This is a genomic window from Microcoleus sp. CAWBG27, assembly GCF_020883145.1.
Taxonomy (GTDB): Bacteria; Cyanobacteriota; Cyanobacteriia; order Cyanobacteriales; family Microcoleaceae; genus Microcoleus.
Genome location: NZ_JAHREU010000001.1, coordinates 65,037 through 84,522 on the forward strand (window position 1 = coordinate 65,037; position 19,486 = coordinate 84,522).

Sequence of the window (19,486 nt, forward strand, 5' to 3'; positions counted from 1 at the left end):
AAAAATCCTCACATCGTAAAACAAAGGTTCGTAGTGAGGACTTTAGTCCGCAGAAAAGCCGGACAAAAATCCTCACACCGTAAAACAAAGGTTCGTAGTGAGGACTTTAGTCCGCAGAAAAAAGAAGGACAAAAATCCTCACACCGTAAAACAAAGGTTCGTAGTGAGGACTTTAGTCCGCAGAAAAAAGAAGGACAAAAATCCTCACATCGTAAAACAAAGGTTCGTAGTGAGGACTTTAGTCCGCAGAAAAAAGAAGGACAAAAATCCTCACATCGTAAAACAAAGGTTCGTAGTGAGGACTTCAGTCCGCAGAAAAGCCGGACAAAAATCCTCACACCGTAAAACAAAGGTTCGTAGTGAGGACTTCAGTCCGCAGAAAAAAGAAGGACAAAAATCCTCACATCGTAAAACAAAGGTTCGTAGTGAGGACTTTAGTCCGCAGAAAAAAGAAGGACTAAAGTCCTCACTACAAACCTATTTTATTGTTGGTAGTCAGGAAGTTCGTCCGCAGAAAAAAGCAGGACTAAAGTCCTCACTACGAACCTATTTTATTGTAGGTGGTCGCTATGACATTGTTTGAGCCAAATTTGTTAACAAATAATTCCTATGACTATCGAATGTAGCAAGTTAGAAACAGCTTATTCAACCTCGCTCAAACGCCCGATTTTGAACGGAATTGATTGCAAAATTAAACAGGGCGAATTTGTAGCACTTCTTGGTTTAAACGGTGCCGGAAAATCTACTCTTTTACGTTCTTTTGTCGGATTAGTTCCCGTCAAAAGCGGAGAAATTCGGATTAACGATAATGCGATCACTTCGCACACCTTGAGGCGAATTCGGCGCGATATTGGCTTGATTTTTCAAGGTGGCGGATTGATTAAACAGCTACCTGCGATCGACAATGTACTGTGTGGTTGCTTGGGAGGATTGAATACTTGGGAGACTCTGTGGGGTTTTCCAAAGCAAAAGCGCGATCGAGCTTTTGACCTACTCGCAGACTTCGGACTCATAGACCTAGCATACCAAAAAACCGGACTGCTAAGCGGCGGACAACAGCAAAAAGTCGCCATCGCCCGCGCCTTAATCCAATCACCGCAGATTTTACTCGCAGACGAGCCCACCACCGGATTAGACGTAATCGCAGCCCAACAAGTAATGGAAATTCTGGCGAAGCTGCACCGAGAACAAGGCATGACCGTAGTTGTAGTATTGCACGACTTAGGAATGGCAAGCAGATATCCAGAAAGAGCGATCGTCCTAGATGCCGGTCAGATAGTCTATGATGGCAAATGTCAAAACCTGTCAGAAAAATTTAGCAAATCAACACATCCCAAACTAGCAGTGTGAACTCCCCTCTTCTCCCCTCTTCCTCTGTGTTCTCTGCGCCCTCTGCGGTTCACAAAAAAGCCCCTTCATCAAACAAAAAAATAGCCGTACATAAATCTCAAAACCAACTGAAATGATCGAAAAAAAATCAACTAACTTCTCAAAAAATTATAGCTTGATTAAAACCCCAGGTATTACAACAATCTTAATTGTAATTTACGGTTGGGCCTTGCAGGGATTAGAAATAGATGCCACAACATTGGCTAGCAGTTGGCCATACATGACAGATTTTATGTCCCGCTTGTGGCCGCCAAATCTCGAAATTATCGACGTAGCAATTAACGCCTTAATCGAAACAGTTCAAATGTCCTTGTGGGGAACCACAATCGGCGCGATTCTTTCCGTACCGATTGCGATTTGTAGCGCCCACAATATAGCACCAAAGTGGTTGCAGTGGCTAGCTAATTTATTGCAAAATGCGGTGCGATCCGTTCCTTCAATTGTCCTGGGATTGCTGTTTGTATCCGCGACTGGTTTGGGCGCGCCGGCTGGTACTTTGGCTTTGGGAATTTATACAATAGGTTATCTTGCTAAATTTTATCAGGAGGCGATCGAGTCTGTGGAAGCGCGATCGATCGAATCGTTGCAAGTGGCGGGTGCATCTTGGCTGCAAGTTGCCCAATACGGCATTTTCCCGCAAGTGTTGCCGCTAGCCCTGGGCTACACGCTGTGGATGTTTGAATACAACATCCGCGCGGCTTCGGTGTTGGGAGTAGTCGGCGCCGGCGGTATTGGTTTTGAATTAGTCAATTATATTCGAGCTTTTGAATACAACAAAGCCACTACCATGATGTTAGTGCTGTTAGTTGTCGTGACTGCGATCGATGTAATTAGCAGCAAATGGCGGCAGCGGTTGGAAACGAGGTAATGGAGACGGCAGTTGAAGTCTTCCGTAGGGTGTGTCGCCCTCAAAAAACTCTGAATCCACACAGACAATCTCATAGCGACGCACCGACACCGTTCCAGAATTCTTGTCAAGAAACCCCAAAAATATATTGTAACGGAAACGGCGGTTGAAACCGCGTCTACACAGACGAAACCCACCTCCGTGGGTTGAAGAGTTAATTTTCTAATAGTCGATCGCACAAATCCCCAAAAAGGCGATCGCGCGATCGTATCCACCATCAACAACACCGCAAAAAAAGACAGGGTAGTGCCATTTCCCTAGCCAAAACAAAGCCGCTAAATTGTTTGAAAATCAACAACAAAATAAGGACACAGCATTGCCGTGTCCTTATCTTGTTGGGATACAGCATTGCTGTATCCCCGTGCATACGCTTGATATTCAGATTAGAATTCTTGCCGTTTAGAACAAGAACAATTCAGAATTACCCGAAACTCCCAAATTCACATTGACAGTAGCAAACAAACTGTTGCCACCAACCGTCGAACCGTTGCTATCGTAATACAACTTAGTAGCTGCACCATCGAAGAGAGCAATAATCGACGGCGAAGTCAAGGATGACTCGATCGCGCTTACAGTAGCAACAGTGCTGCTGTACCGGTAGAAACTCGAACCCAAAGGCCCCGATCCCAACCCGGCAAAAGCAATCTTGTCAATGTTCATTACATCATCAACAATGCTGTAATCCGTAATGATATCCCCGCCACCAGCAGTAGTTCCCGTGAACACAAACACATCAGAACCCAATCCACCGCTGAGAGCATTTGTTCCCAAACCGCCGATTAAAGTGTCATTACCAGCACCACCGGAGATGCTGTCATTACCAGCGCCACCGGAGATGCTGTCATTACCAGCCCCACCGTTGAAAATATCAGCACCGGAACCGCCGTTCAAAATATCGGAGAACTCAGTACCAGTGACATTATTCGCCACAGTTGAATTGCCAGTAAACAAGACAGGAGTGGTAAAGTTGTAACCGCCCGCACCAGAACCAAAGTTGTAAACTCCAGTTGTCGGGAAAGTACCCGGATTAGTCACTAAATTGACAATGCTACCAGAAGTCGGAGCAGGGGTAGTTGGAGAAGCAACGATTGTCCCTGTAAACAAGAAGTCTGCTGTGCCCAAAGTCCCCGCAGCCGTACCCAAATTAGCAACAGTTGTGAAACCACCTGCCGCTGTACCATTCGAGTCAAACACCAACACCGTCTCGCTGTTCGTATTCGTATATACGAAGAAACCAGGAGTTGTAGAACCACCCACAGCCTTAGCTTGAGCCGCCTCCACAGTCGAATAATTGGCACCGGTGAAAATCACCAATTGTTTGCCAGTAATGTCAGGATTTGAACCGCTCACACTGACAAAATTCGTAGAAGTCAAATTGCCGAAAGCGTTCGCAACAAACTGCAATTTGTCAGTTCCGAAAGTAAAGTCAGTAATCGTATCCGGGCCGTCGCCAGGAGCCTTGTAAGCAAAGATATCTGCACCAGAACCGCCAGTCAGAATATCTACACCGGCACCACCGGTGATAGTATCTGCACCGCCGCCACCGTTGAGGATATCTGCACCGCCACCACCGTTGAGGATATCAGCCAACTCAGTACCTGTGACGTTATTCGCCACAGTTGAATTGCCGGTAAACAAGACAGGAGTGGTAAAGTTGTAACCGCCCGCACCAGAACCGAAATTGTAAACTCCAGTTGTCGGGAAAGTACCCGGATTAGCAACCAAATCAACAATGCTGCTGGAATTTGTAGAAGTACCAGTCGGAGCAGAACCAGTAGCACCAGTAAACAAGAAGTCTGCTGTGCCCAAAGTCCCCGCAGCCGTACCCAAATTAGCAACAGTTGTGAAACCGCCTGCCGCTGTACCGTTCGAGTCAAACACCAACACCGTCTCGCTGTTCGTATTCGTATATACGAAGAAACCAGGAGTTGTTGAACTGCCCAAAGCCTTAGCTTGAGCCGCTTCCACAGTCGAATAATTCCCGCCGGTGAAAATCACTAACTCTTTGCCAGTAATGTCAGGAGTTGAACCCGTCACACCGTCAAAGTTAGTAGTAGTCAAATTCCCGAAAGCACCACTGGCAAACTTGAATTTGTCAACCCCAAAGGCAAAGTCAGTAATCGTATCACCGCCTTCACCGGGAGAATTGTAAACAAAGATATCTGCACCACTGCCACCAGTCAGAATATCTGCACCAGAACCACCGCTGAAGATGTCAGCAAATTGAGTACCAGTGACATTGTTAGCCTTCGCATCTCCGGTAAATAAGACGGGTGTGCTGAAGTTGTAACCGCCAGCACCTGAACCGAAATTATTGCTCGCACTCGGATAGGTATTCCCAGCAGCATTTAAATCAACAATGCTGCCGGAATTTGTAGAAGTACCAGTCGGAGAAGTTGCACTTGCACCAGTAAACACAAAGTCTGCTGTGCCCAAAGTTCCCGCCGCAGTACCCAGATTCGCAACAATTGTCGAACCGCCTGGTGCTGTACCGTTAGAGTCAAACACCAACACCGTTTCGTTCGCAGCATTGTTATATGCGAAGAAACCAGGAGTTGTTGAACTGCCCAAAGCCTTAGCTTGAGCCGCTTCGAGACTGGCATAGGTTCCGCCAGTGAAAATGACTAACTCTTTGCCGGTAATGTCAGGAGTTGAACCGCTAACACCGTCAAAGTTAGTAGTAGTCACATTGCCGAATTCGCTCGATACAAACTGGAATTTATCTGTTCCAGATTTGAAGTCAGAAATTCGATCGCCACCTTCTTTAGTTGTCCTGTAAACAAAGAGATCTGCACCACTACCACCGCTGAGGACATCAGCACCGAGGCCGCCGGTGATGGTATCGTTGCCGTCACCGCCGTCGATGGTATCGTTAAAGTTGCTGCCGACAATGTTGTCATCGCCAGCCAAAGCCTTGAAATTAACTGCGGCCGGATTAGTGCCGAAGTTTAAATTGTCAGGCCCGGAAGTACCGACAGGAACATTTAGTGGCGGGCCGCTGAAGACAAAGTTCCTGATTTGCAGGCTAAATTTCAGCGAGAAACTGGTGACAATTTCAAAGCGCGCCCCAACAGCAAATACCAGCACGGAACGGTTAGTCTCGGCATCTGTAAACTGACAGAAAGTAGGTGCGTCACTGTTGCCTCCCAAAGCTGCAAACCGCGCTTGCAAAGTGGCGATGCTGGTAACGCTGATATCGGCGCTGAAGTCGAGTAAGTTAGAACTGCCGATCGATCCAACAGCAGAAGTAGCCGTAATCCCCAGTCGAGTCAAGCTGGTAAGGCTGAGATTGCCAAAAGCTGCGGCAGACAACTCTAAGAGATCTTCATCAGCCTTAAAGTCAGTAATTAAGTCAGCATCTAGAACTGTTTTAATCTTTTCGCGAGAAACTTTGTAAATAAAGCGATTCTTACCAGCGCCTCCAATTAGAGTATTGGTTCCTTCGCCACCGTCGATCTCATTCTCGCCATCGCCGCCTTTAATTTTGTCATTGCCAATACCGCCGATGAGTTTGTTTTTGCCTTTACCACCTTCGATATCGTCATCGTCATCGCCACCTTCGATATCATTATCGCCATCACCGCCTTTGATTTTGTTTTTGCCTTTACCTCCTTTGATTTTGTTTTTGCCTTTACCACCGATGATATCGTCATCGTCATCGCCACCTTCGATATCATTCTCACCATCACCGCCTTTGATTTTGTTTTTGCCTTTACCTCCTTTGATTTTGTTTTTGCCTTTACCACCTTCGATCTCGTCATCGTCATCGCCACCTTCGATCTCGTTATCGCCATCACCGCCTTTAATTTTGTTTTTGCCGTTACCTCCTTTAATTTTGTTTTTGCCTTTACCACCTTCGATCTCGTCATCGCCATCGCCGCCGTCGATATCGTTATCGCCGCCATCGCCGCCTTTAATTTTGTCCTTGCCTTTGTTGCCTTTAATTTTGTTAGTCTTGTTACCGCCTTTAATGTCATCGTCGCCGTCGCCGCCTTCGATGTCGTTATCTAGCGTGAGCGAACCGACAATCACTTGAGGATTGGTATTGCCAGCAAAATTAAAGATATTTTGCTCGACATTGAAGCTAAAACGTTGGCTGGTGACAATATTTCTGCCGTCGCTAACTTCAAAACCAAAACTAGCCGCACCGACAAAACCTTTTACAGCTTGGAAAGTTAATAAATTGAGGCTAATGTCTACTTGAGTGAAGCTCAAACCGACTTGTGTTACCTCTACTCCCTTAAAGAATAGTTTCCCGGTTTTAGCATCAGGGAGCTCCGTTAACTTAAAGACTGTTTCGCTAGCACTTTGCTCGTTATCGACAAACTTCAACAAGTCACCAGTAATAGTTTGTGGCAAGCCGTCGGAACCGACAGTGAGTGTCTTATTAGCTTGCGATCGCGGAGGGGTACTAACTATTCGACTTGGGGTTGGAGTTGGAGTTGGAGTTGGGCTTGGGCTTGGAGAGCTACCATTAACTCCCAAAAAGTCGCCAGCATTGAGAATAGTAGCGCTAACATTCAACAATAGTGCCAGCACCAACTGATTGCTGCTGAGTCGAATTTCGGTATTGAGGCCGACTTGTACAAACAACAAGCTGCTAAAGTTCAAGCTGCCACCCAGCAGAAACTTGTCTAAGCCATCTTCGTAGTCAGTGATGACGGAACTTCCGGGAGTGGTATTGTTACCCATATCCATGACAAAAACGTCATTTCCAGCACCGCCGCTACAGGTATGGTTGCCAGTACCGCCAACGATCGTATCGTTGCCAGCATTACCCATCAGCGTATCGTTGCCAGATCCGCCGCCGGCAACGCTGTCGTCGCCATCACCGCCCTCTGCCATGTCATTGCCGTCGCCAGTAACGAGGGTATCGTTGCCAGTACCGCCCATCACGGTGTCGTCACCAGCACCACCGACAACGCTGTCGTCGCCTTCGTCGCCACTGCAAGCGTCGTTGCCTTCGCCACCGATCAAGGTATCTTTGCCGTCGCCGCCGACAACGCTGTCGTCGCCTTCGTCGCCGCTAACGTTGTCGTTGCCGGCACCGCCTGTTGTGGTGTCGTCGCCGCTGCCGCCCATTACGGTGTCGTCGCCGTCGTCGCCGCTGCAACCGTCATTGCCAGCACCGCCGGTGACGGTATCGTTATCTTTGCCACCGTTAACGGTGTCATTGCCTTCGCCGCCGTTAACGTTGTCGTTACCCCGATCGCCCCTGACAGTATCGTTGCCTTCGCCACCATTGCAGGTGTCGTCGCCTTTGCCGCCGTAGACGGTATCATTGCCGCTGCCGCCGTCAACGTCATCCTTGCCGTCGTTGCCGTGCACCCAGTCATCGCCGTCATCGCCTTTGCAGGTATCGTTGCCGGTGCCACCAGAAAGAGTGTCGTTGTCTTTGCCACCGTAGACGGTATCGTTGCCTTCGCCGCCGTCGCACTTGTCGTCGCCGCGATCGCCTCTTATTTCGTCATCGCCATCGCCGCCCTCGCAATCGTCGCCGTCTTTGCCTCCATAGAGTTTATTTTTGCCACTCTTTCCTTTGAGTTTGTCTTTGCCTCTTTTGCCGTAGAGCGACTGGTTAGCGCCCGTGGCAACAATTATGTCATCGCCATCAGTACCTTCGATCGTCTGGGGATCGCTGCCGCTGTTATCTTTTTTGTCATTTTTGTTGCCTGTACCTTCTTCGGGTACGCCGCTCAATTCAGCCATTTTGCTGCTATCATCAGCAACTTTGGGGGATGCGTCTTTAGGAGGATTCGGAACTTTGCCGTTAGTGATGCCGCTGTTTTGTGCGATCGCATTGTCAACTAACTTGCCTAACCCGCTATCGGAATTGATAGCACTAGCATCCCGAAAATCGGCGAGTCGATCGAGTTCGCTGGCGGAAAACACGAGTTTTGGCTGCTGCTCGTCCAGGGCGATCGGTGAAAACAAACTGGTTTTTTTCAGGTCAGAAATTTCTGTTTCATCTCGATCGGGAAAAAGTGTTCCCGATACATTTTCTAACAACATTTCTTCTTCCATCTTTGATATTTCCAAAAAAGGGCTGAGTTTCTTCGAGTCAGTTTATCAGCAAGGAGGATCTAGCGAAAGCATAATTTTACAAATTCATACTTTCGCCTGCTAGAGCGGCTGATATCCTACCTTTCTGTTTATAGATGCTATTTAAACTGCAAGGGGTTATTTCCATCGGTTGCGAGTTGTATCTTCTGCAATTGCGCGCCCCAAATAATTGAGACGCCGCATACACCGCCAGTGCTGCGCCGCAGCGCAACTCGCTTTTGATGTTATCCGTAATTTCTACAGTAAGCTGCACCTAAATGCGCCGAATTGTAGATTTTCTACGTAATTTCTACAGTGAATTAGCAGAATGTAAACTCGCAACTCACAACTCCCACATAACTACCCAAAACCTTTATTCCCCAAATTTACCTTGCTTTTCCTGCGATCGAGCCTGGTTGCTTTAACTTTTTGTAACACTCCCAGCTCTGACAAATCCTTCCCTGACTTAGGATTTGCATCTCTTTTGCCAGTGACTGTACGCTCCTAATTTTGGTTCCCGATGATTAATAAAAAAAATAGATGGATCGCCCCGGCAAATATTTGTTTTAATTTTCTGTCGTATAAGTTTATCTCGATTCGAGCGAGCCTCGCGAACTGACAAAATATTGTATTTTAGAAAAAATCCTAGCTACTCTGCCAATAATATCTCTCTCAAGACAGATTTTCACCAGTTGACAGTTGACCGCTTGACAGTTGACAGTTTGAGAGCGACACCTACCGAAAAGTCCGAGTATTCGAGTAATGAATAGCCTGATTTTAATTTCTCCCGCTCCGGCGGGCGGGCTTTCGACCAATTCTTTCTTGTAAAATCCTCCAACACATAGCAATAAACACATAATTTATACGATTTTAGGTTTGATATTTTAAATTTGAGATTAGTAATGACAGATTTTGTATTGTCTTGAAGCTTGCCTACAATTGCATTAATTTTTGCCAAGAATAATGGGTTTAAAACCTCCTCGTTATAGGGGGAAAATAAAACAAAATTATTCACTGTTTAAATCCTCTTCCTTTTATGGAGAGGTAGCCCTCAAGCGGTCAACTGTCAACTGTTAACTGAAAAGTGGCATTGTTTTTGGTTAAAATTGCAAGCTCGATCGGCATTTTGAGCGCAAATGACCCGTGGCGGACACGATAAACCCGGTTTATTTGTAAGTTTATGGTTGCCTTTCCCCCATATTTCACCGAAAAAGAGGCTGGATGAGGCTGAGTCCTCTAGATGAGAAAAATCCTGGTTGCTGGAAAGGGCTGGAATATTGGATAGCAGTTGTATTCTGAAAACTTCTCGGACACTTGACTTTATTTTTCCTGCTTCACTTTAGCTAGATTAAGACAGTTAAACAAAAAAATAACATTAACATAGAAGCGGTAAATTAGCAAGAATCGACGAGGAATTTTCGAGGGTCGCTCTATCGATTAGCGATCGCCGCTCAGGGCTTATGGATGAGGGTTCAGGGCTTACGGATGAGGACTCGCCGGCTGACCAATTCATTAATTGACACAAAATCAAGATTTGAAAAGGGGGGTTGATGGTAAAGGATAAGCGTTCATCAGTTGACAGTTGACAGTTGACAGTTGACAGTTGACAGTTGACAGCTATCCATAGCCGTCGATCGAAGAGGGTTGAAGCAATGAATCATTTTGTTTGATTTCCCCCGTTTAGGGGGAGGCTTCAGATCCAATTTTCAGGCCTGAGGACACAGCGATCGATCGCTACCGCCAAAAATTTACTCAAAATTGCCTGCGATATTGCCCTGAAACAGGTGGGCGATAGCTGAAGTAATCTTAATAAGAACTAGAGATCCGCCTGGTAAAGTGCCTCCTATTTAACTTTACTGAGCAATGACAAACTCAAGTTTCCGACGAATGTAAAGGGGTCTGCGGTAGAGGTGCAAAATGTTCAAAATAGCAAGATTGGAGAAAATAGGGCTTTCATCCAGGCATAGGGCAATCAAAACTAATAAACTGTTATTAAAGTACAAGTTTTATAGCTTCAAAGTGTTTGAACAAATATATTTGATCCCAGCGATCGCCCGATCGGGGGAAGCGCAATCAAAAACTTTGATTGAAAGAGTAAAAATTAGTTTGCCGATCGCGATTGCTAACTGCAAAAACGCAGGCATATTCAGAATTGAGGCGGGGGGGCGCTAAATCGGTGAGCCAAGAATTTAAACTCTCAGTCACCCCAGTTGGGGACGACGAATATCTAGTGCGGACAGAAAAGGTTGCACCCGGTGTACCCTTAGCAGAGCAACAAGTCCGCTGGCCGATCGACCAATGGCTGGCACTGTCTGCTCAACTGATGAATGACCCGATGGTGGGCGTGTTCCAAGGAACCGGTGCTGCCGGTCGCACAGGGCGATCGACAAAAAACTCAGCGCCGAATTTAGTAGCCCTGGGGCAACAATTATACAGCGGACTGTTTCAAGGAAACTTGCGCGATAGCTGGACTTGCGCTCAAGGCATCGCCCAGCACCGCCGAGAAGTCCTGCAACTGCGCCTGGGACTCAAAGGCAGGCACTTGCCGCGGCTCCCGTGGGAAGTTCTGCACGCGGGCGATCGCCCTTTAGCAACCGGCACCGATGTCGTGTTTTCCCGCTACCAACCAGGTACAAGTTTGTTCAAACAAACCCGGATGGTACCCAGCAGCGGCCCGCTAAAAATTTTAGTGGCGATCGCCTCTCCGAGCGATCGAGACAGCTTGCAGCTCAAACGAGAAGTGCTCCACTTGCAACAAGAACTGCAAAACCGGAGCGCTAATCCCCTCAAAAACGGCCCACACTCCGAAATTCAACTGACGATTCTCGAACAGCCCGATCGAGAACAGCTTACTCAAGCCCTAGAACAAGGACACTACCAAGTCTTGCACTACGCAGGCCACAGCAACTTAGGTTCCAGAGGCGGCGAGCTCTACCTAGTCAGCAGTCGCACCGGGTTAACCGAAACCTTGAGCGGCGACGACTTAGCCGGATTGCTGGTTAACAACGGCATTCAGATGGCCGTGTTCAATTCCTGCCGCGGGGCCTACGGCGACCCCTCAGACATCGGCGAGGACAGTTCGGAACGCAATTTAACCGCAGCCTTAATCAAGCGGGGCATTCCGGCAGTGCTAGCAATGGCAGAAAGCATTCCCGACGATGTAGCTCTAACTCTGACGCGCCTGTTTTACCGCAACCTAAATCAAGGCCATCCAGTCGATCTCAGCCTGAGTCGGGCCAGGGCGGGACTAATTTCTACCTACGGTTCTCACCAGTTATACTGGGCTTTGCCGATTCTCTACCAGCACCCGGACTTTGACGGCTATCTGACGGGCGCCCCAGGCCAAGGCGGGCCATCCGGTTCTCCGGTGCCAAATTTAATCCTACCCCCGACGCCGCCGGTGGCAGGGGGTACAGAATGGAAGGCGCCACCTGCACTCTCGACGATCGCCCCATACCCGCCAACCGCAGCCAATCAACCGCAGGAGTCAGACACAGATGACGGCGAAGTCTGGGAATATTTTCCCGATCAATTAAAAGATCGCAGGGATTGGGTTCACCAGAGCGATCGATCTTCTGCTGCTAATTCACCGAACTCTATTCCTAATTCTGAGCCGGCGGCGATCCAAGCAACTCCGGTAACTACACCGACTCCGAAATCGTTAAAACAATCGGGATTGCAAAAATGTCTGGTAGTGATGCTTTGCTTGTTGCCCGTTGCTGTGAGTGCTGGCTTGTTTGGGTGGCGGCACTCACAGCAACGAGGCACAAAACCAGAAGAGTTACTGCCGGCGGTACGGACTCCCCTGTCGCAAAATTACTTGCAAGAAGGCCACCAAGCAAAATGAAGAAGGAAGAAGGCATCAAAGAGTTCGCTTAGTCTAAAAGGAAGGATGAAGAGCAACACAGCCAGCTTGCAATCAAGCTGTATTTTACGTTTCATTTAAGTGAATTTACTCAGAAGCAACAACCGATCGCGATCCTGAGTTTGGGCTAGCTTGCTCGGGAGCGAAATTAACTGCGGTTGTCCTTGGCAATTCGCGATCGGCTGCTGCTCGATCGCATCTGGGACTTACCCTAATGGGCGCTTGCTATATTTCAAAATAAGTAATTGTGGAAGTGGCTGTGAGTTGGCATACCCAGTCAAGATGGCGCATAAATTTTCCCAGTCGGGCAGTTGTCCGGCAACGAATGGAAATCAGCACATTTCCACCGAAACTCAAAGCCGGCAACGGCTGCTAATTTGTGTTGGAGCAAATATTTGAGCTGTACTGCATTTAAGTCGGTCTTTTTCAATTCCCCTGTGGAAATAACGTCAAATTCTCTGGCTTGGGGCCCTTTGAGGGCGATTTTCCCGATCGCCCCCTCGGAGTCTACTGAGAAAGTAGCGAAGGTTGAAGAGTGGCGCAGCCCGATCGCGCGATGAAACAAATCCCTCTACAACATTATAAATTGTATATTTTAATTCCCTATTCCTTGTTCTTGTCCCCCCCCATCCGCTTCTCCCCCTCAAACATCACAGACAATAGAACTCTTGCAAAAGTCAAATTTACCCCCCGCAAGTCCCCTCGAACTTCGGGGGGAAACAAGAATAATCTTACCCCCTCCCCGAACTCGCGGGGAGGGCTGGGGTGTGGTGCTTTGTATTTTTGCAAGAGATCTAATGTTTTTGGTGCAGCAGCTAATTCCTCTGGTGGTGGCTGCACGATGTTTCTGCCGCCACGCCCATTAAATCGGGTTTTAGCGAAAACCCTTTCAACGAACAGGTGAAATTTCCTTGATTTTTTTACCGGATTACCTTCCCCGGACTGCGTTCTGTGCAAGTTATAGCAGATGTTGAAGGAAGAAGGAAGAAGGAAGAAGGAAGAAGGAAGAAGGAAGAAGGAAGAAGGAAGAAGGCTATAAAGGCTGCGCTCTTGGGGTAAAAAGAAGTCTGAACTCAGAAGTCAGAAGCAATCGACTCCATGGGGAAATGGCCATTAAGAGCGTCCTAACCGTCAGGGTGGATGCGCTATATATGCCGAACACCTTAATAGAAGATTGCTCTTCGGTATTTGGGGTTTTGAGGGGATTTACCGCCCGAAAAACAGGGTTTACAAGTAGGTGGCAGCGGTATCGAGAACAAGTGCTGCCTCGCCTTGTTGAGGTAAAATTTAACCCCGCGCCGGTAATTGCTGGCGGCAGATTTGCCTGTGTCGCGCCCTAGGTATTTTCATTCATCGGTGCTTTGGTTTTTACCTTGAGCGCAGACTGGATCGGGGATTGGTGAAAGTTGGGAACAGACTTTACTGTAAAAAAGTAAAGCATTTAATTTGCGACAATAATTCCTCCCGCGATCGCGCCCTTGAGGCTTAGGCAAGCATCACCTCCGAGCAGCAAATAGATCGGCCTTCGAGCATCCTTACTTGCACCCCCGGTTTTGAGGCCGCAAAAATTTATCCAGAATCTTATATTCCGAATTCTTAGTATTGACAGTGAAACAAAGTTAATCTAATGTGTTGTAATTGATATAAGTAAAGTCCAATAAGCGAGGTACGGTCAATGGCAGAAACAGCTACAGCACCCTTAACAGGAAAAGGTCTGCTTCAAAAAATCAAAGGCAGCGATTTGCCGCGCAGAGAACTTGCAAAGCTTTGCGGCTACTTCACCGTCAGCAAAAGTGGAGAAACCCGGATTAACTTGGCTGAGTTTTACGATGCAGTGTTAGCTGCTAAGGGAATTGAGCTAGAGAAGTCGAAAGCAGACGGACGCGGACGAGAAGCGAGTTATCGCGCTAGCGTTCACAAGAATGGCTCGATCGTGATCGGGGCAAATTATACCCAAGAAATGGGATTAAAGCCAGGTGACGAGTTTGAAATTAAACTCGGATACAAGCACATTCGCTTGATTCAGATCGATGTGGACAGAGCGGATGTGGAAGTGGAAGAAGAGGAGGATACAGAAGAATAGAGGATATATCGATGCAGTCTGCCGATAGCAAGGCGGCTGGATTTGATATTCGCTACAGAAGTATTTGCGCGCCAACCTTCGATTTAACTGATGAGCTGTCTTGACTATTTCTATTTTCTCTTGTCCCGCAAAGACTACAGTGCCTCTGAACTTCGCAAAAAGGGGCAAGAGAAAGGTTTTGGCAATGAGGAAATATTGGAGGCGATCGCGCAAATTCAAGACCGAGGCTATCAGTCTGACACTCGCTTGGTGGCAAACTCGATCGCCTCTGCTACGGGCAAATACGGGAAATCGGCCATCAAGCGCAAGTGCCTGCAAAAAGGAATTACTAGCGATTTGTTCGATCGAGTCTGGGAAGAAGAAATTGCCGAAAATCTGGACTCGGAAGCCGCAAAACTCGCCGAATTAAAAGCCAAAGTCATGCGGAAATACAAGATCGAGGCTTGGAGTAAAGTAGATCCGAAAACCAAGGGCAAAGTCTTGAACTACCTGCAATACAGGGGCTTTAATGGCTTTGAAATGTGGCGGCAGTGGCAAACCGAAGACGAAGAAGAGTAAATATAGCCTTTGTCTGAGTAACATCAGGTGGGCACAGGAAGAAGCCCGCATACCTAACAACGCTTGAGAACCGCTATAGTACGGCATCGGAATTAATATTGCGTACACTCAGGAAAACGGCACGGCGCCGTTTCCTGAATTGCTGTTTTTCGACTGATATCAATCCTCAGACTGGCTTCAAAAATTTTCGTATAGCAACCGCCACATCGGTGAGGGCATAAATAACCTGATGAATGGAGACGAGAACCCACAGCATAAACGGTTTGATTGCCGTACTCTGTAACTGTCAACTGTCAACTGTCAACTGTCAACTGCTATACATCTGCCGGTGTCTCGCCAAAAGCTGGAGATATTTCTCGTGGGTTTTGGCCAGCATCCATTTCTCTTGAAAAATGGCGGCCGATTCTGCTTTCACCGGATCGGCTGCTAGTGGTAAAATATCTTTTCGAGCTGCGGTTTGCTCTGCAACAGACTCCAGCTTCTGAGGGTTCTGCTGGTATTTGCGGCCGCTTTTATGATTGGCGTAGCGGCGCGATCGAGTATACCCCATCTGCAAGAACTTGCGCGCCATGTCCGCTCCCACAAAATCACCGGCATCGAGATACTCTAAAAACAACGAGTAAATTTTGCTGCTAGACTCCCGGGCAATTTCAGGAGTCTTAAATCTCCAGAAAGGCAGAATTTCTGATTTGTAGGGTTCCACCAACAGCACTCCCTGTTCTCCTTTCCCCACCCGATAAAGTTCCGGGTGCTGTCGAAAGTCAAGGTTCTTAAAATCCAAAGAGTAGTCGAACTGCTTCATTGAGCGTTTTCTGTTCTATCTGGAACGATAGAAGCCTGCGGTTTACCTTCGTCTGGTTGGGTATAAACCCAGGCCCAAACAATCAGGACAGCTTGAAAAGGCAACCTGAACCAATAGATTAATTGGTTGTGTGGAATACCTTCTATCGGAATATTGTTGACGGCTTGATTGATATTAGCCGGAAACACGGCAATAAATAAGGCAATTAATCCCCACGCCGCCGCTCTGCTGACGCTGGGAACTAACAGCCCAATCCCGCCCAAAATCTCGAAAAAACCGCTCATATAAACCAATGCTTCCGGGTAAGGAAGCTGGGGCGGCACGATTCTGATAAAGGGTGCGGGTACTGCAAAGTGCAGAACGCCTACAATACTGATAGCTACTGCCAGGATGACTCGCCAAAGTTCTTTTTGAGCTTTCATGGGCAATTGGTAATTAATAATTGTTAACTTGCTGCGAAAACCCTTGCAAAAATCCGCGATAGGCGATCGAGATTACAAGAAAACAGATGGATAAAAGTTTAGGACTTCGGGGTTTTTCTAGTCTGGCCGGCGGCTGTAAGGAGATTTTGGATAACAACCAGGTTTCTCGTTCAGTTGACAGTTGACCGGAAGAGGGCGACCTCTACCATGAAGTCGGAGGATGGGAGTAATGAATCGTCTGATTTTAATTTCTACGCCAAACCCAGAGGCTTTCAACCAATTCTTTCTGGTAAGTCCGAGACAAGTTTTCCCCGGCCGAAACTGGAGGAAGCGGGGATCTAATCGAAGGTCTCCGGGTGATTGCCGAAAACAGATAGCGGGTGTTTTGATAGAACGATTTTAATGTCTAGTTCCCGAATGCTGCCTCTGTCTTGGGGTAGTAAAATCTACGTTGGTTGCGGTTCGGGTTCACTGAGTGCGTCAAACCAGGAGGGGATTTTCTCGATCGACAAATCCGCCTCTGCTTAACATTACATAATTGATTGAGTTGGCGATCGCACTCGCTTGGCCAGAAACCGCGTTTTCAACCCAAATATTTGGTTCAAATCCTTAAGATAGCGAAAAAACCCGGTTTCTTTAGTTTCTTGGCGTTAGTCCCATGTTTGAGGAAATTGATGAGTGCGATTGCTCCTAAATTTGATACCAGTTTCAACCAAAACCCTTATTTGACAAGTCATTCCCAATTCCCCAATCTCAAATCGAAAAATGGAAAATCTAAAATTGTATGACTTGCAGGCGATCGCACCTGAATTTGAGTAATTAATGTGAGGAGTTTGTCAAGGACTTTTAGAATTATTTAAGATTTGAGTGGCGAGCATTATTTGGTAGAGGCAATTGGGGAACGCTCTGTAATGAAAAATACCGTGTGAATTTTGTGTTCGGTTAACTTATTAAAGATGTTACAATGGGTCAAAGGATGGAAATTGCTAAAAAGTCGTGAAGCGTAGCTATCCCGAGCATCAATCGCCCTAGCAACTAGCAAATCAAGAGTGCTGGAATTAAAAATTGTCACTCAAGGGCAGGAACTTTTTAGCCACTACATTATTCTCAAAGAATGAGCCTATGTGCGCTGTGTCATTTTTATCTACACGCAAGCAATCACCGACGACCATGAACACCTCACTCAACACCTCTAAATTTCGCCTAAACCGGATGCTGCGGCAATCGCTGTTCGCAGGCATCATTTCCGCAGCAGCTTTGGCTAGCGGATGGGCCCCTGACTTGTACGCACAATCTCCAAGCCTTGTTTTCGGAGCGGCCGCCCAAGCTCAAGAAATTAGCAACGCCGAAATTACTAGCTACGCTCGCTCTGTCTTGGGAATAGAACCCAGACGGGAGGAAGCTATGAAGGAAATTAAAGGAATGGCTGGTGGCTCGGTTCCCAGAATAGTCTGCAACGAAACTCAGGAAGTGAACAGGCTGTCTGGAAATGTTCGTGGCATTGCGGTAAATTACTGCCAACAAGCTAAAAAAGTTGTCGAAAGCAATGGTTTGACAGTTAGTCGCTTCAACCAGCTCACTTTGCTCCAGCAACGCGATCCGGCAGTCAAACAACGAATTCAAGCCGAATTGCTGCGGTTGCAACAAGCGGGAAATCAATAAAATAGATGGTTTGAGTCTTTCTTCCTCTCCCGTTCTATTGTTCGAGTTGCTGGACGGTACGCAATAATTTTTGAGAAAATGGCGATCGTCTGTAAAGAAGTGCTTGACAAAATAACCGATATTTGGTATGCAAGAACGGGAGCGGTTTAGAAAGAGATATTTTGGGCGACTACTTGCGATCGCAATTAAAAAGAAAAACAATATTCCTCAAAAACTAGATACGAAGTCAATTCCTTTGAGGAATAGAATAGAGAAATGCTAACTTTCACAAAACGTTTGCCTGCAAATCCCGATGCTGTTGTCAGCTTTAGTTTGCCGATGACAGCGGACGATCGCACTCGCAGCCGCCACCGATTCGAGACGGAGGCTGGAGAAGTGCTACACTTGGCTTTGCCTAGAGGTACGGTGTTGCGCGATCGAGATTTATTGCAGTCGGAAGACGGTAGCTGTTTGGTACTGGTAAGTGCAAAACCCGAACCGGTACTGATAGCACGGGCCTCGACTGGACTGCTGCTGATGCGGGCGGCTTATCATTTGGGAAACCGCCACGTAGCTTTAGAAGTTGCTGATAATTATTTAAGGCTTTCTCCTGATTCTGTTTTGCAGGGAATGCTGGAAAAAATGGGTTTGGAAGTAATAGAGGAAATTGTGCCATTTCAGCCGGAAATCGGCGCTTACGCCCACAGTCATTAGGAATGGGAAATGGGGAATGGGGAATGGGGAATGGGGCATTGGGCAAACAGGGCATTGGGCATTGGGCATTGGGCATTTCAACCAGCAAATAACAAATAACAAATAACAAATAACAAATAACAAATAACAAATAACAAATAACAAATAACAAATAACAGTGAACAATCAATTATTATGTTTGTTGCAGTTAGCTTTTGCACCTGTGGGAGCTTATAGTTATTCTGAGGGAATCGAGAGTCTGGTAGAAGCTGGTGCGATCGACAGCGAGAGCAGTTTGAGGAAGTGGTTGGACAATTCGCTGGAATTTGGGGCGGTGCGAGTAGAAGCTGCTGTGGCGGTACGGGCTTTGAGGGCGGCGAAGATTGGGGATTTGAGGGCTTTGAGTTATTGGAATGCTTGGGCGACTGCTGCTAAGGAAACTGAAGAGTTGCGCTTGCAAAGTTGGCAGATGGGGCGGACTTTGACGCGGTTGTTGCTGGATTTGCGTGAAGCGAAGCTATCCCGCAGGGAATCGCCCGTACCTTCTGGATTGACAACAATTATAAAAGATTTGGTGGAAGTTGGCGGCAATCAGTGCAATTTTGCGATCGGCTTTGGGATAGCGGCGGCTTGCTGGCAGATTGAAGAGGAAGCAGCCGTGGTAGGATATTTGTACAGTTGGGCTGCAAATTTGGCGAGTGCAGGCGTGAAACTGATTCCTCTCGGTCAAACTGCGGGCCAACAGTTACTGTTAGATTTACAGTCTCAAATTAGTTTGACGGCACGAGAAGTTTTACAATTAGAAGATGATGACCTTGGTAGTTGCAGTTGGGGATTGGCGCTAGCTAGTATGGCGCACGAAACTCAATACACTCGCTTGTTTCGCAGTTGAAATTTCTTTGAAAGGTACGTAGTTGCGCTTGAGCGCTCTTCTCTTATATATGATGAAAGAGCAATTTCATGGCAACAAGGTACGTAGTTGCGCTTGAGCGCTCTTCTCTTATATACGATGAAAGAGCAATTTCATGGCAACAAGGTACGTAGTTGCGCTTGAGCGCTCTTCTCTTATATACGATGAAAGAGC

15 protein-coding genes are annotated in these 19,486 nt (G+C 47.1%); 11 read left to right on the top strand and 4 right to left on the bottom strand.

The window, feature by feature from the left end:
* Window positions 1–33: 33 nt before the first annotated feature.
* The 3 genes from QZ938_RS00265 to phnE all read left to right on the top strand — a co-directional run bounded on the left by QZ938_RS00265 (window position 34) and on the right by phnE (window position 2,257).
* The gene (locus QZ938_RS00265) at window positions 34–345 is read left to right on the top strand and encodes a hypothetical protein (protein WP_293346809.1); all 312 of its coding nucleotides are present in this window, start codon (window positions 34–36) and stop codon (window positions 343–345) included.
* A 264-nt stretch (window positions 346–609) separates the two neighbouring features.
* On the top strand, window positions 610–1,350 hold the full coding sequence (locus QZ938_RS00270; protein WP_293143672.1) for a phosphonate ABC transporter ATP-binding protein: 741 nt from the start codon (window positions 610–612) through the stop codon (window positions 1,348–1,350).
* A gap of 154 nt (window positions 1,351–1,504) precedes the next feature.
* Window positions 1,505–2,257, top strand: coding sequence for a phosphonate ABC transporter, permease protein PhnE (gene phnE / locus QZ938_RS00275; RefSeq protein WP_293185189.1), 753 nt, complete (start codon window positions 1,505–1,507; stop codon window positions 2,255–2,257).
* A gap of 438 nt (window positions 2,258–2,695) precedes the next feature.
* Here the strand turns inward: phnE and QZ938_RS00280 are convergent, their stop codons facing one another.
* Entirely contained in the window at window positions 2,696–8,320 is a 5,625-nt protein-coding gene (locus QZ938_RS00280; protein ID WP_293346806.1) for a cadherin-like domain-containing protein, read from the bottom strand.
* A 2,037-nt stretch (window positions 8,321–10,357) separates the two neighbouring features.
* Between QZ938_RS00280 and QZ938_RS00285 the strand changes: the two genes are divergently transcribed.
* On the top strand, window positions 10,358–10,510 hold the full coding sequence (locus tag QZ938_RS00285) for a hypothetical protein (protein WP_293365316.1): 153 nt from the start codon (window positions 10,358–10,360) through the stop codon (window positions 10,508–10,510).
* Between the two features lie 4 nt (window positions 10,511–10,514).
* A complete protein-coding gene (locus QZ938_RS00290) occupies window positions 10,515–12,185 on the top strand; it encodes a CHAT domain-containing protein (protein ID WP_293346803.1) in 1,671 nt (556 codons plus the stop codon).
* A 295-nt stretch (window positions 12,186–12,480) separates the two neighbouring features.
* Here the strand turns inward: QZ938_RS00290 and QZ938_RS00295 are convergent, their stop codons facing one another.
* The gene (locus tag QZ938_RS00295; protein WP_293346800.1) at window positions 12,481–12,768 is read right to left on the bottom strand and encodes a hypothetical protein; all 288 of its coding nucleotides are present in this window, start codon (window positions 12,766–12,768) and stop codon (window positions 12,481–12,483) included.
* 541 nt (window positions 12,769–13,309) lie between these two features.
* Between QZ938_RS00295 and QZ938_RS00300 the strand changes: the two genes are divergently transcribed.
* From QZ938_RS00300 to QZ938_RS00310, 3 genes are all read left to right on the top strand, one after another.
* Window positions 13,310–13,543, top strand: a complete 234-nt coding sequence (locus QZ938_RS00300) for a hypothetical protein (protein WP_293365318.1) — start codon at window positions 13,310–13,312, stop codon at window positions 13,541–13,543.
* Window positions 13,544–13,878: 335 nt separating this feature from the next.
* Window positions 13,879–14,286, top strand: coding sequence for an AbrB family transcriptional regulator (locus QZ938_RS00305; protein ID WP_293143695.1), 408 nt, complete (start codon window positions 13,879–13,881; stop codon window positions 14,284–14,286).
* A 90-nt stretch (window positions 14,287–14,376) separates the two neighbouring features.
* Entirely contained in the window at window positions 14,377–14,844 is a 468-nt protein-coding gene (locus tag QZ938_RS00310) for a RecX family transcriptional regulator (protein ID WP_293346797.1), read from the top strand.
* Between the two features lie 307 nt (window positions 14,845–15,151).
* On the opposite strand, the gene QZ938_RS00315 is transcribed toward QZ938_RS00310, so the two are convergent.
* Both QZ938_RS00315 and QZ938_RS00320 read right to left on the bottom strand, forming a co-directional pair.
* Window positions 15,152–15,646: a DUF4385 domain-containing protein gene (locus QZ938_RS00315; protein ID WP_293346791.1), complete on the bottom strand. Its 495-nt coding sequence runs from the start codon at window positions 15,644–15,646 to the stop codon at window positions 15,152–15,154.
* Window positions 15,643–16,068 carry a DoxX family protein gene (locus QZ938_RS00320; RefSeq protein ID WP_293346788.1) on the bottom strand — a complete coding sequence of 142 codons (426 nt, stop codon included), beginning with the start codon at window positions 16,066–16,068 and terminating at the stop codon, window positions 15,643–15,645. Before QZ938_RS00320 ends, QZ938_RS00315 begins: the two co-directional genes overlap by 4 nt.
* 1,170 nt (window positions 16,069–17,238) lie before the next feature.
* Here QZ938_RS00320 and QZ938_RS00325 point away from each other — a divergent pair.
* The 3 genes from QZ938_RS00325 (at window position 17,239) to QZ938_RS00335 (ending at window position 19,294) form a co-directional block, all read left to right on the top strand.
* On the top strand, window positions 17,239–17,730 hold the full coding sequence (locus QZ938_RS00325; protein WP_293143707.1) for a DUF4168 domain-containing protein: 492 nt from the start codon (window positions 17,239–17,241) through the stop codon (window positions 17,728–17,730).
* A 255-nt stretch (window positions 17,731–17,985) separates the two neighbouring features.
* On the top strand, window positions 17,986–18,423 hold the full coding sequence (gene ureE / locus QZ938_RS00330) for an urease accessory protein UreE (protein ID WP_293346785.1): 438 nt from the start codon (window positions 17,986–17,988) through the stop codon (window positions 18,421–18,423).
* Window positions 18,424–18,580: 157 nt separating this feature from the next.
* The gene (locus QZ938_RS00335; protein ID WP_293346780.1) at window positions 18,581–19,294 is read left to right on the top strand and encodes an urease accessory protein UreF; all 714 of its coding nucleotides are present in this window, start codon (window positions 18,581–18,583) and stop codon (window positions 19,292–19,294) included.
* The last annotated feature ends 192 nt before the right edge of the window (window positions 19,295–19,486 follow it).

Coding starts and splice junctions, on each gene's coding strand:
- QZ938_RS00270 (WP_293143672.1), top strand. CDS start 610: ATGACTATCGAATGTAGCAAGTTAGAAACAGCTTATTCAACCTCGCTC.
- QZ938_RS00280 (WP_293346806.1), bottom strand. CDS start 8,320: ATGGAAGAAGAAATGTTGTTAGAAAATGTATCGGGAACACTTTTTCCC.
- QZ938_RS00300 (WP_293365318.1), top strand. CDS start 13,310: ATGGCCATTAAGAGCGTCCTAACCGTCAGGGTGGATGCGCTATATATG.
- QZ938_RS00305 (WP_293143695.1), top strand. CDS start 13,879: ATGGCAGAAACAGCTACAGCACCCTTAACAGGAAAAGGTCTGCTTCAA.
- QZ938_RS00310 (WP_293346797.1), top strand. CDS start 14,377: ATGAGCTGTCTTGACTATTTCTATTTTCTCTTGTCCCGCAAAGACTAC.
- QZ938_RS00315 (WP_293346791.1), bottom strand. CDS start 15,646: ATGAAGCAGTTCGACTACTCTTTGGATTTTAAGAACCTTGACTTTCGA.
- QZ938_RS00320 (WP_293346788.1), bottom strand. CDS start 16,068: ATGAAAGCTCAAAAAGAACTTTGGCGAGTCATCCTGGCAGTAGCTATC.
- QZ938_RS00325 (WP_293143707.1), top strand. CDS start 17,239: ATGAACACCTCACTCAACACCTCTAAATTTCGCCTAAACCGGATGCTG.
- ureE (WP_293346785.1), top strand. CDS start 17,986: ATGCTAACTTTCACAAAACGTTTGCCTGCAAATCCCGATGCTGTTGTC.